Annotated in this window: 10 protein-coding genes; 6 read left to right on the top strand and 4 right to left on the bottom strand. The window is 70.7% G+C overall.

The window, feature by feature from the left end; genetic code table 11:
* Positions 1-207 precede the first annotated feature (207 nt).
* The 3 genes from HS99_RS23340 to HS99_RS23330 are packed head-to-tail and all read right to left on the bottom strand — an operon-like array spanning position 208 to position 3301.
* The gene (locus HS99_RS23340) at positions 208-1056 is read right to left on the bottom strand and encodes a carbohydrate ABC transporter permease (RefSeq protein WP_046385497.1); all 849 of its coding nucleotides are present in this window, start codon (positions 1054-1056) and stop codon (positions 208-210) included.
* Positions 1056-2012 carry a carbohydrate ABC transporter permease gene (locus tag HS99_RS23335; RefSeq protein WP_030557970.1) on the bottom strand — a complete coding sequence of 319 codons (957 nt, stop codon included), beginning with the start codon at positions 2010-2012 and terminating at the stop codon, positions 1056-1058. Before HS99_RS23335 ends, HS99_RS23340 begins: the two co-directional genes overlap by 1 nt.
* A 29-nt stretch (positions 2013-2041) precedes the next feature.
* Positions 2042-3301 (bottom strand): extracellular solute-binding protein, encoded by a 1260-nt coding sequence (locus HS99_RS23330; RefSeq protein WP_030290472.1) that lies wholly within the window; start codon positions 3299-3301, stop codon positions 2042-2044.
* A gap of 510 nt (positions 3302-3811) precedes the next feature.
* On the opposite strand from HS99_RS23330, the gene HS99_RS42705 reads away from it, so the two are divergent.
* From HS99_RS42705 to HS99_RS23310, 4 genes are read left to right on the top strand one after another with little or no spacing between them, the layout of a single operon-like run.
* A complete protein-coding gene (locus tag HS99_RS42705; protein ID WP_030290473.1) occupies positions 3812-4684 on the top strand; it encodes an SIS domain-containing protein in 873 nt (290 codons plus the stop codon).
* Positions 4681-5607: an ROK family protein gene (locus HS99_RS23320; protein WP_030290474.1), complete on the top strand. Its 927-nt coding sequence runs from the start codon at positions 4681-4683 to the stop codon at positions 5605-5607. The genes HS99_RS42705 and HS99_RS23320 overlap by 4 nt, the downstream gene beginning before the upstream one ends.
* On the top strand, positions 5604-6536 hold the full coding sequence (locus tag HS99_RS23315) for a 1-phosphofructokinase family hexose kinase (RefSeq protein ID WP_030557969.1): 933 nt from the start codon (positions 5604-5606) through the stop codon (positions 6534-6536). The genes HS99_RS23320 and HS99_RS23315 overlap by 4 nt, the downstream gene beginning before the upstream one ends.
* Positions 6536-7378, top strand: coding sequence for a class II fructose-bisphosphate aldolase (locus HS99_RS23310; protein WP_030557968.1), 843 nt, complete (start codon positions 6536-6538; stop codon positions 7376-7378). Before HS99_RS23315 ends, HS99_RS23310 begins: the two co-directional genes overlap by 1 nt.
* 218 nt (positions 7379-7596) lie before the next feature.
* On the opposite strand, the gene nagA is transcribed toward HS99_RS23310, so the two are convergent.
* Positions 7597-8817, bottom strand: a complete 1221-nt coding sequence (nagA, locus tag HS99_RS23305) for an N-acetylglucosamine-6-phosphate deacetylase (RefSeq protein ID WP_370863289.1) — start codon at positions 8815-8817, stop codon at positions 7597-7599.
* A gap of 307 nt (positions 8818-9124) precedes the next feature.
* On the opposite strand from nagA, the gene HS99_RS23300 reads away from it, so the two are divergent.
* On the top strand, positions 9125-11944 hold the full coding sequence (locus HS99_RS23300; RefSeq protein WP_078938800.1) for a TIM-barrel domain-containing protein: 2820 nt from the start codon (positions 9125-9127) through the stop codon (positions 11942-11944).
* A 252-nt stretch (positions 11945-12196) separates the two neighbouring features.
* The gene (locus HS99_RS23295; protein ID WP_030290478.1) at positions 12197-12955 is read left to right on the top strand and encodes a DeoR/GlpR family DNA-binding transcription regulator; all 759 of its coding nucleotides are present in this window, start codon (positions 12197-12199) and stop codon (positions 12953-12955) included.
* Positions 12956-13603: the final 648 nt, after the last annotated feature.

Here is a 13603-nt window from a genome sequence, read left to right as displayed (position 1 = left end):
GCCCGGCACCCCATCCGTTCCGACCCGACGCACGAACGTGCACCGCACCCCAGGAGGACGTCATGGTCCATGTGGACGAAGGGCTCGCCGGCCCGCTTCCGCGTGATCGTTCACCTTCTGCGACGCCGATGGGCGGGAGCCCCTCGGGGGAGGCCGTCCCGCCCATCGGGTGATGAGGGCGTGGTGCGAGGGGCCGGGCGCGCCGCGCTACTTGACGGAGCCGGCGGTGAGGCCGGAGACGACGTGGCGTTCGATCACCGCGAAGAGCACGACCACCGGCACGATGGCCACCAGCGAGGCGGCGAACACGTAGTTCCACTGCACGCTGTAGGCGCCGATCATGTTGTTGATGCCGACGGTGAGCGGTTGCCGGTCGGGCGAGTTGGTCAGGGTCAGGCCCATGATGAACTCGTTCCAGGTCGAGATGAACGTGAAGATCACGGCGGTGACCACGCCCGGCAGGGCGAGCGGCAGGGTGACCCGGAAGAGCGCGCCGATCCGGCTGTTTCCGTCGATCATGGCGGCCTCCTCCAACTCCATCGGGATGGAGCCGATGTAGGCGCTCAGGATCCAGATCGCGAAGGCCAGGTTGAAGGCCGCGTTCGCGAGCACCAGGACGATGGGGGTGTCCAGCAGGTCCATCGTGTAGAACTCGCGGTAGAGGCCGACCTGGAGGGCGGTGGGCTGGAACATCTGGGTGACCAGTACCAGCAGCAGGAACGCCTTGCGTCCACGGAACCGGACCCGGGCGGTGTAGTACGCGGCGGGCAGGGCGACCAGGAGCACCAGCAGGGTGGAGCCGCCGGCGACCGTCAGCGTGACCTGGAGGTTCTGGCCGAGCGTGGTGTCGGTCCATACCTTGGTGAACGAGGACCAGTCGAAGCCCGTTGGCAGGTAGGAGTTGTTGCGCAGCTGGTCGGCCGGACGGCCGGCGGTGATCAGCATCTCGACGTAGGGCAGGAGGAAGAGCGCGGCGAGTGCCCAGGCCAGCGTGGTGAACAGGACGGTGCGGGCGCGCGGACGGCGCGCCGTCGACAGCGACTGAACGGTGGTCATCAGCTTTCCTCCCCGTTCCAGCGGCTGACCTTGAGGAAGACGACCACCATGAGGATCACGATGGCGAAGTTGACCACCGACATGGCGGCGGACTCGGCGACGTCGTAGCCGCGCAGCATGTACATGAGCACGGTCGTGGTGGCGGTGTCGGCGTTCGGGCCGCCCTGGGTCATGCCCCAGATGACCGGGAACGAGTTGAAGACGTTGATCAGGTTGATCACCAGGCCGACCAGGAAGGCCGGGCGCAGCAGCGGCAGGGTGACCTTGCGGTAGGTCTGCCAGGGGGTGGCGCCGTCGACCCGGGCGGCCTCGTAGACCTCGCCGGGGACGGTCTGAAGCCCGGCGAGCAGGGTGTAGGTGGTGAACGGCAGCGAGACGAAGACCGCGACGAGGACCAGCCAGGGCCTGGCGTGGGCGGCATCGCCGAGCCATGCCCGGGAGTGGTCGATCAGGCCGAGGTCGAGCAGCAGGCGGTTGAACACGCCGGCGACCTGGTCGAGCATCCAGCGGAAGCCGATCGCGGTCATCAGCACGGAGGCCGCCCAGGGGGCGATGAGCGCCCAGCGGGTGAGGCGGCGGCCGGGGAAGTTCTGGTTGAACAACTGGGCCAGCGCGAGCGAGATCAGCATGGTCAGGCCGACGACGGCGATCGTCCACACCGCGGTCCAGGTGAGGACGCCGGGCAGTCGGGGGTCACTGAAGAGTTTGTGGTACTTGACCAGTCCGGCCGGGCCGTGGTCCGTGCCCGTGGTGTCGATCCTGCGGAGCGAGGTACTGACCATCTCGACGACCGGCCAAACGACCACGCCCAGGATGAGCACGACGGCAGGGGCCAGCCAGGGCAGTGCCCCGAGCCGGGAGAAGAGGGAACGGCGCCCGGCGGGCCGGCCCGCCTTCGGTGCGGGCGGCCGAGAGGGGGCGCCCGGCCGGACGTCTGTGGTGCTGCGAGAGGACACGGCGGGGATTCCTTTCGCGGTCGCGCCGGTCACTCGCCGGCCTGCTGGGCAGCCTGCTGGAGCGCGTCGAGGGTCTTCTTCGGGTCGGTGGCCGCGCTGCCGATCTGGGTCTTGACCTGCGCGGAGACGGCGGGCCAGGTCGGGTCGCTGAGCGGGTAGAAGACCGCGGTGGGCAGGATCTGCAGGAACGGCGTCAGGGCCTTCTGGTCCGGGTCGGCCTGGAGTGCGGTGAGCGCGGACTGGGTAACCGGCAGCAGGCTGTACTCCTTGTCGAACTTCACCGTGTTGTCCTTGCTGTAGGCGAAGTCGAGGAAGGCCTTGATCTGCTCCTTGTGGCCGCCCTTCTTGAAGGCCATCACCCAGTCGGCGACGCCGAGGGTGGCCTTGGAGGCGCCGTCCTTGCCGGGCATCGACGTCCAGGTGACGTCCATGTTCTTGACGTCGTTCAGCTGGGTGGGGATGCCGTTGAGCATGCCGACCTTGCCGGAGGCGAAGTCCTTGGCCAGGTCTGTGCGGTTGACGGAGGCGGGGCTCTGTTCGGTCAGGCCGGCGTCCACCCAGCTCTTGAGCTGGGTGAAGGTGTCGATGTTGGCCTGCGAGTTGATGACGTACTTGCCCTTGTCGTCCTGGTAGCCGCCGTGGTTCTCCAGCATCCAGATGAACGACTCGCCCTGGGCCTCCTCCTTGCCCAGCGGTACACCGAGCGGGATCTCGACGCCGGCCTTCTTCAGCGCGGTGGCGTCGGCGGTGATGTCGGCCCACGTCTTGGGCGGGTTGGCGGGGTCGAGGCCGGCCTTCTTGAAGAGCTCGTTGTTGATCAGGAACATCCGGGCGCTGGAGATGAACGGGATGCCGTACTGGGTACCCTCCTGTTCGCCGGCGTGTGCCATCGCGGGGAGGAAGTCGCCTGTGGTGCCGGCGGAGAGGACGTCCTGGGCCGGGTAGAGCTGGCCGTTCTTGGCGAAGTCGGCGTAGCCGCCGGTCTGCAGGATGTCCGGCTGGTTGCCGTTCTGCACCATCGTCTTGACCTGGGTGTCGATGTCGTTCCAGTTGATGACCTGGAGGTCGACCTTGATCTTGGGGTTCTGCTGCTCGAAGGCGGAGATGACCCCCTGCCAGTACGCCTGGGTCGGGTTCTGTCCGTTGGAGCCGTAGTCGGCCGCGACGAACTTGATCGTCGTGACGCCGTCGGCGGAGGTCGAACCGGAATTCGACCCCTTGCTGCACCCCGACAGCGCGAGCGCTCCGGCCAGGGTGGCCGCCGACAGGGAGAGCAGACGCCGCTTCATCTCTGATACCGCCTTTGCAGCTGGGGCCGACCCAGCGGCGGCCCTGGTGGGGGATCGCGCAGTTGCGCGAAGATGCGCTGTTCGCTCGATATTTTGTCAATATCGATCATCGGCGCTACCAGAGTGTGCACCGTTGCCAACCTGGCAGGCCAGCCGTGTTACCGAAGCGTTGCAGTCGAGAGTCGAGGGAGCCGCAGGGGCCGATGTCCTGACGTAGGAAATCGGGCCGTCTGAAGTCGCTCGACGTGTCGATCGCGTCGCGCAACGGGTCGAGGGCGGCATCGACTTCAGTCAGTCGGAGGGCAAGGCCCCCACTCCTGCGACCAGTCCACTCCTGTCGCGCCAGTGGCTGGCGGCGAGTCGGTGCTTCCCGCGATGAGCGTTGCTCATAGATGACGTATTGAGCTATGAATAGATCAGTTTCAAGCATTCTGCTTGCAGTCTGAGCGAGCGCTCGGGACGGATCGACGCCCGAGTACCGCCCCGAGCCCCTACCGAGGAGAGTCCTGAATGAGCCACGTCGAGCGGGAGATCGCCAGTCAGCCCCAGAGCTGGAGCAGGGCGCTGGAGCTGGAGCCCGCGGGTCTCCCGGAGCGGGGTGAACGGGTGGCCGTGATCGGCTGCGGAACGTCCCTGTACATCGCGCAGGCGTACGCGTCGCTGCGCGAGGCCGCCGGGCTCGGGGAGACCGACGCGTTCGCGGCCTCCGAGTTCCCGGCCGCCCGCGGCTATGACCGGCTGGTCGCCATCAGCCGCTCCGGCACGACGACGGAGGTGCTCGCCGCCCTCGCCCGCGCCCGGCACATCCCGAGCGTGGCGCTCACCGGTGACCTCGACACGCCGATCGTCACGGCCGCGAACACCGTCGTGGACCTGGAGTTCGCGGACGAGAAGTCGGTGGTGCAGACCCGCTTCGCCACCACGGCGCTGGCGCTGCTGCGCGGCCACCTCGGCTTGGCCCCGGCCGACCTGCCCGAGCAGGCCGCGCGGGCGCTGGCCGAGAACCTGCCCGAAGGCGCCGTAGCGGCAGGCCAGTTCACCTTCGTCGGCACCGGATGGACAGTCGGCCTCGCCAACGAGGCGGCGCTCAAGCTCCGCGAGGCCTCCGGCGCCTGGACCGAGTCCTACCCCGCGATGGAGTACCGGCACGGCCCGATCAGCATCGCCGCCCCCGACCGGGTGGTCTGGTTCTTCGGCGAGCCGCCGACCGGACTGCTGGAGCAGGTGCAGGGCATCGGCGCCGTCACCTCGGTGACCACCCTCGACCCACTGGCCGACCTGGTACGCGCCCAGCGCCTCGCTGTGGAACTCGCCAAGGCCGACGGCCTGGACCCCGACCAGCCGCGCAACCTGACCCGCTCGATCGTGCTGGCCCAGCCGTGACCAGAGTGATCGCCCTTGACGTGGGCGGCACCTATATCAAGGGCGGCGCGGCGGGCGAGGACGGCGTCCTGCGGGAGACGGACCGGTGGTTCACCGGAGCCGAGCGCGGCCCGGACGCGGTCCTGGAGACGGTGCTGTCGGCGGCCCGCGAGCTGGCCGACCGGCACCGCCCGGCGGCGGCGGGCATCGCGGTGCCGGGCATCGTTGACGAGGCGGCGGGCGCCGTCGTCCTCGCGGCCAACCTCGGCTGGCACCGACTGCCCGTTCGGGACTGGCTCGCCGAGGAGTTGGGCCTTCCGGTGGCGCTGGGCCACGACGTGCGGGCCGGCGGCCTGGCCGAAGCGCGCATCGGTGCGGGACGCGGCAGCCGGGACTTCCTCTTCGTCCCGGTCGGCACCGGCATCGCGGCGGCGCTCATGTCCGACGGGCAGTCGGTGACCGGCAGCCACGCACGGGCCGGGGAACTCGGACACCTGGTGGTCCGGCCCGGCGGGCCGGCCTGTCCCTGTGGAGGCCGGGGCTGCCTGGAGACCGTCGCCTCGGCGGCCGCCATCGCCCGCCGCTACACCGCCGCCACCGGGGAGGGCGGGGTCACCGCCAAGGACGTCGGCGAGCGCGCCGTCGCCGGGGACCAGACCGCTGTCATGGTCTGGAACGAAGCGATCGAGGCGCTCGCCGACGCCCTGACCGCCGCCATCACGTTGCTCGACCCCGAACGCATCGTGATCGGCGGCGGCCTCGCCCGCGCCGGCGACCCGTACTTCGCCCCTCTGCGCGCGGCGGTCGCCGAACGGCTCACCTTCCAGACACTGCCGCAGCTCCTGCCCGCCCAACTCGGTCATGAGGCCGGCTGCCAGGGGGCCGCCCTGTTGGCCCATGACCTACTGGCCCACGACCTGCCGCACCCGAAGGTCAGCCGGTGATTCTGACCCTCACGCTCAACGCCGCGCTCGACGTCACCTACCGGGTCGACCGGCTGCGCCCGCGAGGGAGCAACCGCGTCCGGTCGACGGCCGAGCGGGCCGGCGGCAAGGGCATCAACGTCGCCCGGGTGCTGCACGCCCTCGGCCGCGAGACCGTGGTCACCGGATTCGCCGGAGGGGCGGCGGGCGAGACGTTGCGGCGCGACCTCGCCGCCGCCCGCCTGCCCGAACGCCTGCTGCCGATCGCGGGGGAGACCCGCCGCACGGTGGCGGTGGTGGACGAGAGCGCCGGAGACACCACCATCCTGCTCGAACCGGGCCCGGCCGTTCCGACCGAGGACTGGGCCCGGCTGCTCGATCACGTCGACCGACTCCTGACCCAGGCCTCGGCGGCGGTGTTCTCCGGCAGCCTGCCGCCGGGCGCGCCCGAGGACGCGTACGGCCGGCTGGTGCGGCTGGCGCACGCACACCGGGTCCCGGCGGTGGTCGACGCGGACGGTGCCGCTCTGCGGGCCGCGCTGGCCGCAGGCCCCGACCTGGTCAAGCCGAACGCCGATGAACTCGCCGCCGCCACGGGCCTGGCGGACCCCGTCGCCGCCGCGGGTGCGCTGGTCGACGCCGGCGCCGGGGCGGTGGTCGCCTCGCTCGGCCCCGACGGCCTCATCGCCGTTACACCGCAGGGGAGTTGGTGGGCCATGCCGCCGGAACAACTGGCGGGAAACCCCACCGGAGCGGGTGACGCCGCGGTGGCCGCCCTCACCCTCGGCCTGGTCGACGCCACCCCCTGGCCGGAGCGGCTGGCCGAGGCGGTGGCGCTGTCCGCCGCCGCCGTCGCAGCCCCGCTGGCCGGCGACTTCGACCCCGACGTCCACCGCCGCCTACGGGCACTGGTGGACGTTCAACCCCTCCACTCTCAGAGGAGTTCCTGATGCCCCTGGCCGGAACCGGCACCATCGTCACCCCCGCGGCGGACGCCGCGCGCGGGGTGGGTGCCTTCAACGTCATCCAGCTCGAACACGCCCAGGCCATCGTGGCGGGCGCCGAGGCCGTAGGTGCCCCGGTGGTCCTGCAGCTGAGCGAGAACGCCGTCCGCTACCACGGGGCGCTCACCCCGATAGCGTCCGCGGTGCTCGCCACCGCCCGCACCGCCTCGGTGCCGGTCGCGGTCCACCTCGACCACGCGACCTCCGCCGACCTGGTGACCGAGGCCGTCGAACTCGGCTTCTCCTCCGTCATGTTCGATGCCTCCGTGCTGCCCTGCGAGGAGAACGTCCGCGCCACCGCCGAGGTGGTCGCCCGCTGCCACGCGGCGGGCGTGTGGGTGGAGGCCGAACTCGGCGAGGTCGGCGGCAAGGACGGGGTCCACGCCCCCGGCGCCCGGACCGACCCCGCCGAGGCCGCAGCCTTCGTCGCCGCCACCGGTGTGGACGCCCTCGCGGTGGCCGTCGGGACCTCTCATGCCATGCTCACCCGCGACGCCGTCCTCGACTTCGACCTGATCGCCGGGCTGCGCGCGGCCGTCCCGGTACCGCTGGTCCTGCACGGCTCCTCCGGCGTGGCCGACGAGCACCTGACCCGCGCGGTCGAGCACGGCATGACCAAGGTCAACATCGCCACCCACCTCAACCAGGTCTTCACCGGCGCCGTGCGGCGCACCCTCGACGACGACCCGTCGCTCGTCGACACCCGCCGCTACCTCGGCTCCGGACGCACCGCCATGGCGGCAGAGGTCACCCGCCTGCTGCGCGTCCTCAAGGCACCGACGGCCTGAGGGCGGTGACGAGACGAGGCCTGTCCCGAACGGGGCGGGCCTCGCGATCTGGGTCCTGCCCGTCTGATGACCCGTGGTCGCCGTCCGCCGTCGAGGCGGGCGGCGACCTGGCCGCTGGCGGAACTGCCCGCCGATGCGTGCGCACCGCCGTCCCGCCGTCCCGCCGTGCTCTCCGCCGACGATGCCGCCATCGCGCGCCGGTACTACTGCATGAATGCTCAGACAGGCCGCACGACGGCGAACTTCTCGTCGCCGAGGACCCACCGGCCGTGGCGCATCACGGCCACCAGGTCGAGGGTGCCGGAGTCGACCACGACCAGGTCGGCGAGCTTGCCGATCTCCAGCGTGCCGATCGAGTCGGCGAGGCCGAGGAGGCGGGCCGGAGTGGTGGAGAGCGACTCGGCGGCTTGGTTGAGCGTCAAGTTGTCAACCTGAACCGACCTTTGGAAGGCGCGATCAAGGGTCAGCGTCGACCCCGCGATGGAACTGCCGTCGGGGAGCATTGCGACGCCGTCCTTGACCTGGACCTGGAGGGGGCCGAGGGGGTAGAGGCCGTCGCCCATGCCGGCGGCGCCCATGGCGTCGGTGATCAGGGCGACGCGGGAGGCGCCGGCGGTGCCGTAGGCGAGGCCGAGGACGGAGGGGTGCAGGTGCACGCCGTCGTTGATCAGCTCGACGGTGACCCGTTCGTCCTCCAGTAGGGCCACGATCGGGCCCGGGGCGCGGTGGGCGATGGCGGGCATGGCGTTGAAGAGGTGGGTGGCGACGGTGGCGCCGGCGTCGATGGCTTCGAGGGTGGTGGGGTAGTCGGAGTCGGTGTGGCCGACGGCGGCGATGACGCCGAGGTCGGCGAGCATGCGTACGGAGTCGAGGCCGCCGGGGAGTTCGGGGGCGAGGGTGACCATCCTGGCGTGGCCGCGGGCGGCGTCGACGAGCTTGCGGACCAAGGCCGGGTCGGGGTCGCGCAGCAGGTCGGCGCGGTGGGCCCCGCAGCGGCCCGGCGAGATGAACGGGCCCTCGAAGTGGATGCCGGCGAGGACGCCGTCCTCGACGAGTTCGGAGAGTACGGCGGCCTGGCGGGCGACCTCGTCGATTTCGCCGGTGACGGTCGAGGCGATCGTGGTGGTGGTGCCGTGCTCCAGGTGGGTGCGGGCGGCGCGCAGCGCCTCCTCGGCGATGCCGGAGGCGTAGGAGGCGCCGCCGCCGCCGTGGACGTGCAGGTCGACGAAGCCGGGCACGACGGTGTACCCGGTCAGGTCGAGGTCGCCCGGCTCGGTCCCACCGCTCGTGATGGCTGCGATGCGGGATCCCTCGACGGCGAGGCGGTCCCCCTCGACGACGCCGACGGGCAGGACCAGTCGGGCGCCGGCCAGGGCGATGTGCTCCGCCACGCTCACGTTCGTCTCCAGGTGCTGCTTGAAGTTGCTTGAATGTTCCAAATCATAGTCAGTTTTAAACGGAGCGGCTGGTGGGATGTCAGGCGCTCGGGCGGAACGCCGCTTGTTGGTCGATGACCCCGAGCTCGCGACACCGGCCGCCGCCTCGGCGCCGGGGCGGGCGGTCACGGCGGAGGGGGACCGCCCGCCGGGCGTCCTGAAGCCGAGTTCGGCACCGATTGGCCCTGCACGCAAGATGCTCATTTCTGATTGAAATGCGCAACTCATTGACATTAGCGCGCACAGCCGGTGCAATCCGTGTGCAGGTCTGGCTCTTTCCCGCCCCTGACTCCCGACCCGAGGGACCCCCATGCCTCCATCGAGCGGCACCGTCAGAAGTCGGCTGACCCGCGCGGTCAGCCGCGTCCTCCGTCATCGCCCCCTGCCCGCCGCGGTGGTGGTGGCCGTCCTGTCCACGGCCCTGGTCGGCGTGGCTCCCGGTGCGACGGCCGCATCGAGCACCGCCGGCCGGATCACCCGCTTCAGCCACACCGGCGCGACCGCGACCATCGCCACATCCTCCGGCGCGGCGGTGCGGGTGGAGTTCGTCCGCGCAGACGTCTTCCGGATCCAGATCGCGCCCGACGGCAGGTTCACCGACCCGGCGGGCGCCGACATCGCCCTGAACACCTCGTTCGGCACCCCCGCCGTCCGCACCGCCGACCGCGGTGCCTACTACGAGATCGCCACCGGCTCGGTCACCCTGCGGGCCGCCAAGAAGTCGCTGGCCTTCGCCGCCTACCGGCCCGACGGCACGCTCCTGTGGCGGGAATCCTCGCCGACCTCCTGGACCGGAACCCAGACCACCCAGCACCTCGCCCGGGGCGCGACCGAGCAGTTCTACGGCACCGGCCTGCGGCTGGGCCCGTGGGCGCTGCGGGACATGACGGTGCCGATCTCGGTCGACAACACCTGGAAGCGGAACACCAACGCCAGCCCGGCGCCGTTCTACATGTCCTCCAACGGCTACGGCGTGCTGCGCAACACCTGGGCACCCGGTTCGTACGCGTTCACCGACCCGGTCGCCACGACCGAGGACGAGAACCGCTTCGACGCCTACTACTTCGTCGCCGACTCGCTCAAGGGTGTGCTGGGCGCCTACACCGACGTGACCGGCAAGCCGTTCCTGGCCCCGATGTGGGGACTCGAGCTGGGCAACGCAGACTGCTTCAACGCCTCCAACCCCGCCTACAACGGCGACCACACCCGGGCGCGCCACCAGACCACGCCCGACGTTGTCGGTTACGCGCAGGACGCCCGGAACGCGGACATGCCCTCCGGCTGGATCCTGCCCAACGACGGCTACGGCTGCGGCTACACCGACCTCAAGCAGACCGTCGGCGACCTCCAGGGGCTCGGCTTCCACACCGGCCTGTGGACCTCGACCGGCCTGAACGACATCGCCACCGAGGTCGGCGTGGACGGTTCGCGCGGCGTCAAGACCGACGTGGCCTGGATCGGTGGCGGCTACAAGTACGCCTTCGACGGGGTCAACCAGGCCGTCGCCGGGATCGAGAAGAACTCGGACGCCCGCCGCTTCGTGTGGACCGTCGACGGCTGGGCCGGCACCCAGCGCAACGCCGTCGTCTGGACCGGCGACACCAACGGCGACTGGCCCACCATGGACTGGACCGTCCCCGCCGTCGTCGGCGCCGGGCTGTCCGGTCTCAACTACGCCTCCGGCGACGTCGACGGCATCTTCGGCGGCAGCCCGGAGACCTACACCCGCGACCTCCAGTGGAAGGCCTTCACCCCGGCGTTCATGACGATGTCCGGCTGGGGCGCCACCAACCCGCAGGCCGGCTATCAGGACAAGCAGCCCTGGCGGTTCTCCGAGCCCTACCTGTCCGCCAACCGCAAGGCCCTGCAGACCAAGATGCGGCTGATGCCGTACATGTACACCATGAGCCAGGTCGCCAGCACCACCGGTGTGCCCTCGACCCGCGCCCTGGTGCTCGAGTACCCGAACGACCCGGTGGCGCAGGGCAACGCGACCTCCGGCGAGTTCATGGCCGGCGACTCCTTCCTGGTCGCGCCGATGACCTCCAGCGGTACCACCCGGGACGGCATCTACCTGCCCGCCGGGACGTGGACCGACTACTGGACCGGCAAGGTCTACCAGGGCCCGACCACGCTCAACGGCTACGCCGCACCGCTCGACGAGACTCCGGTGTTCGTCAGGGGCGGAGGCATCGTCCCGATGTGGCCGCAGATGAACTACACCGGGGAGAAGCCGGTCTCCACGCTCACCTACGATCTGTACCCCGCCGGGACGTCGAAGTTCAGCCTGTACGAGGACGACGGCGTGACGCGCGCCTACCAGCGCGGTGCCTCGGCGAGGCAGCAGGTCACCGTGGACGCGCCGAACTCCGGCACCGGTACCGTCACCGTGAACGTCGGTGCGAGCGTGGGCTCCTACGCCGGCAAGCCGGACAGCCGCGGCTACGAGCTCAACGTCCACCTCGCCGGCGCGCCCACCACCGTGGCGCTCGGCTCCACGTCCCTGGCCCGGGTCTCCTCCAAGGCGGCGTACGACGCGGCGGAGACCGGCTGGTACTTCGACCCCGCCGACCGGGGCGGCGTCCTGTGGGTCAAGGCCGGCAACCGGTCCGGGGCATTCACCGTCACCCTGGCCGGCGCCACCCTCCCCACTCCCGCCACCGACGCCGGCGGCTCGCCCGTCCTGGACAAGTCGACCTGGAAGCTGATCTCCGCGGACAGTCAGGAGACCTCCGCCGGGAACAGTGCCGCCGCCAACGCCATCGACGGCGACATCGGCACCATCTGGCACACCGCCTGGTCCTCCGGCACCCCTGACCCGCTGCCGCACGAGATCCAGATCGACCTCGGCGCCCGCTACGCCGTCGACTCGTTCCGCTACCTGCCCCGCCAGGACGGCGGCGTCAACGGTCGCATCGGACGGTACGAGGTCTACGTATCCGACTCGCCCGCGTCCTGGGGCACCCCGGTGGCCACCGGCACCTGGGCGGACACCGCGTCACCGAAGACGGCGTCGTTCCCCGCCGTGTCCGGCCGGTACCTGAGGCTCCGCGCCCTGAGCGAAGCCGGCGACCGCGGCCCCTGGACCAGTGCCGCGGAACTCGGCGCGACCGGAGTACCGGTGCCGTAGGCTCCCCGCTCCGTGTGCGGGCGCCCGGATCCCCGGTGCGCCCGTGCACGGCTGCCGTCCGGCGGTCCCTTCGGACCCGCTCCCTCTTCCGCTTCGGCTCGCACCCTCGTCGCTCCGCCCGTGCACACAATTGATCAGTGCACGGCATGTCGAGTGGCTTCGCGCGTTCCGCCGCCACCTCGGCTGACGAGCGGCGATGCCGGAAACCGCAGAGTCCGGGCGGCCGGTTCAGGCCGGAGCTACACTCCGTTCATGCTCAAAGCTGATCGCGCCGCCCGGATCCTGTCCCATGTCGCCGCGGCCGGGAGCGTCGATGTGCACGCACTGGCCGAACTGCTCGGAGTCTCGGGCGCGACCGTACGCCGCGACCTCCAGGAACTGCACGACCAGGGACTGCTGCACCGCACCCGCGGCGGGGCGGTGACAGGGGCGGTCAACCTCGAACTCCCGCTACGGCACCGCAGCGGGAAGCAGCAGGAGGAGAAGCGCAGGATCGCCCGCCTCGCGGCCGGACTCGTCCCGGACGCCGCCGTGGTGGGCCTCACCGGCGGCACCACCACCACCGAACTCGCCCGCATCCTGGCAGAACGCGGTGGAATGACCGTGGTGACCAACGCCGTGAACATCGCGGCGGAGCTGATCGTGCGCCCCGAGGTCCGGCTGGTGGTGATCGGCGGCATCGCCCGCTCGGCCAGCTACGAACTGGTCGGGCCCGCGGCCGACCGGATGCTCTCCCAGTACCACGTCGACATCGCCTTCATCGGTGTCGATGGACTGACCGCCCAGGAGGGCTGCACCACCCACGACGAGATGGAGGCGCAGACCGACCGCGCTTTCCTGCGCAGCGGCACCCGGTCGATCGTCCTCGCCGACAGCACCAAGATCGGCCGGGTCACCTTCGCCTCGATCTGCCCGCTCTCGGACGTGCACGAGCTGGTGACCGACGACGGCCTTACGGACGCCCAGGAGAAGGCCGTCGCGGACTGCGGGGTGAAGGTGCACCGGGCCTGACGCGGTTCTCGCGACGCCGGTGTGGTGGGCCGGTGCCCGCCCGCCGCACCGGCGGCTCGACGCGGCGCGTTCTGCAGGGCGGTGACGGAGCCCGAGGTTCACCACCTTCGGGTCGGCGCCCAGTTCGGCGGCCTTGGCCTTGGCACCCGCGGCCTCGTCCACGAAGTACTGATGGTTGCCCTGCTTCTGCAGGTAGGTGATCGAGACCTTGCGGGCCACGGGCGCGACCGGGGCGTCCGCGCCGTTGGAGGACGTCTGCCCGGTGGAGTAGGCGGCCAGGCCGAAGGAGGTGACCAGGCTCAGCGCGGTGATCGAGGCCAGGCGGCCACCGGCGAGAAGCAACAGAATCGATCATAAAGCATTGCGATCGAACGCGATGGACGAGAGAAAGCGCCCGGCCACGAGGTGAGTCAAGCTCATTGTTCCCTCTGGGAGCTATTGAGGCCATCTCGTTATGTCGCTGCGCTCCCGGCTTGGCGCGGGGTTTGGCCCGGAGTCGCTGGATCGAGTGCGACCTCCTGGATCGGCCCAGGTCATGGGTGTGTTCGAGCAAACTGCCGATTGGCAGGTTGTCGCCCTGGACAGCTTCGAGCAAAGCCGGAGCGGCGTCAATGGCACGCGGCAGGGTAGTGGCGGTGATCGGTGGTG

Source organism: Kitasatospora aureofaciens, from assembly GCF_001188955.3.
In the GTDB taxonomy this organism is placed as follows: domain Bacteria; phylum Actinomycetota; class Actinomycetes; order Streptomycetales; family Streptomycetaceae; genus Kitasatospora; species Kitasatospora aureofaciens.
This window is presented reverse-complemented; position numbering and strand designations above follow the sequence as displayed.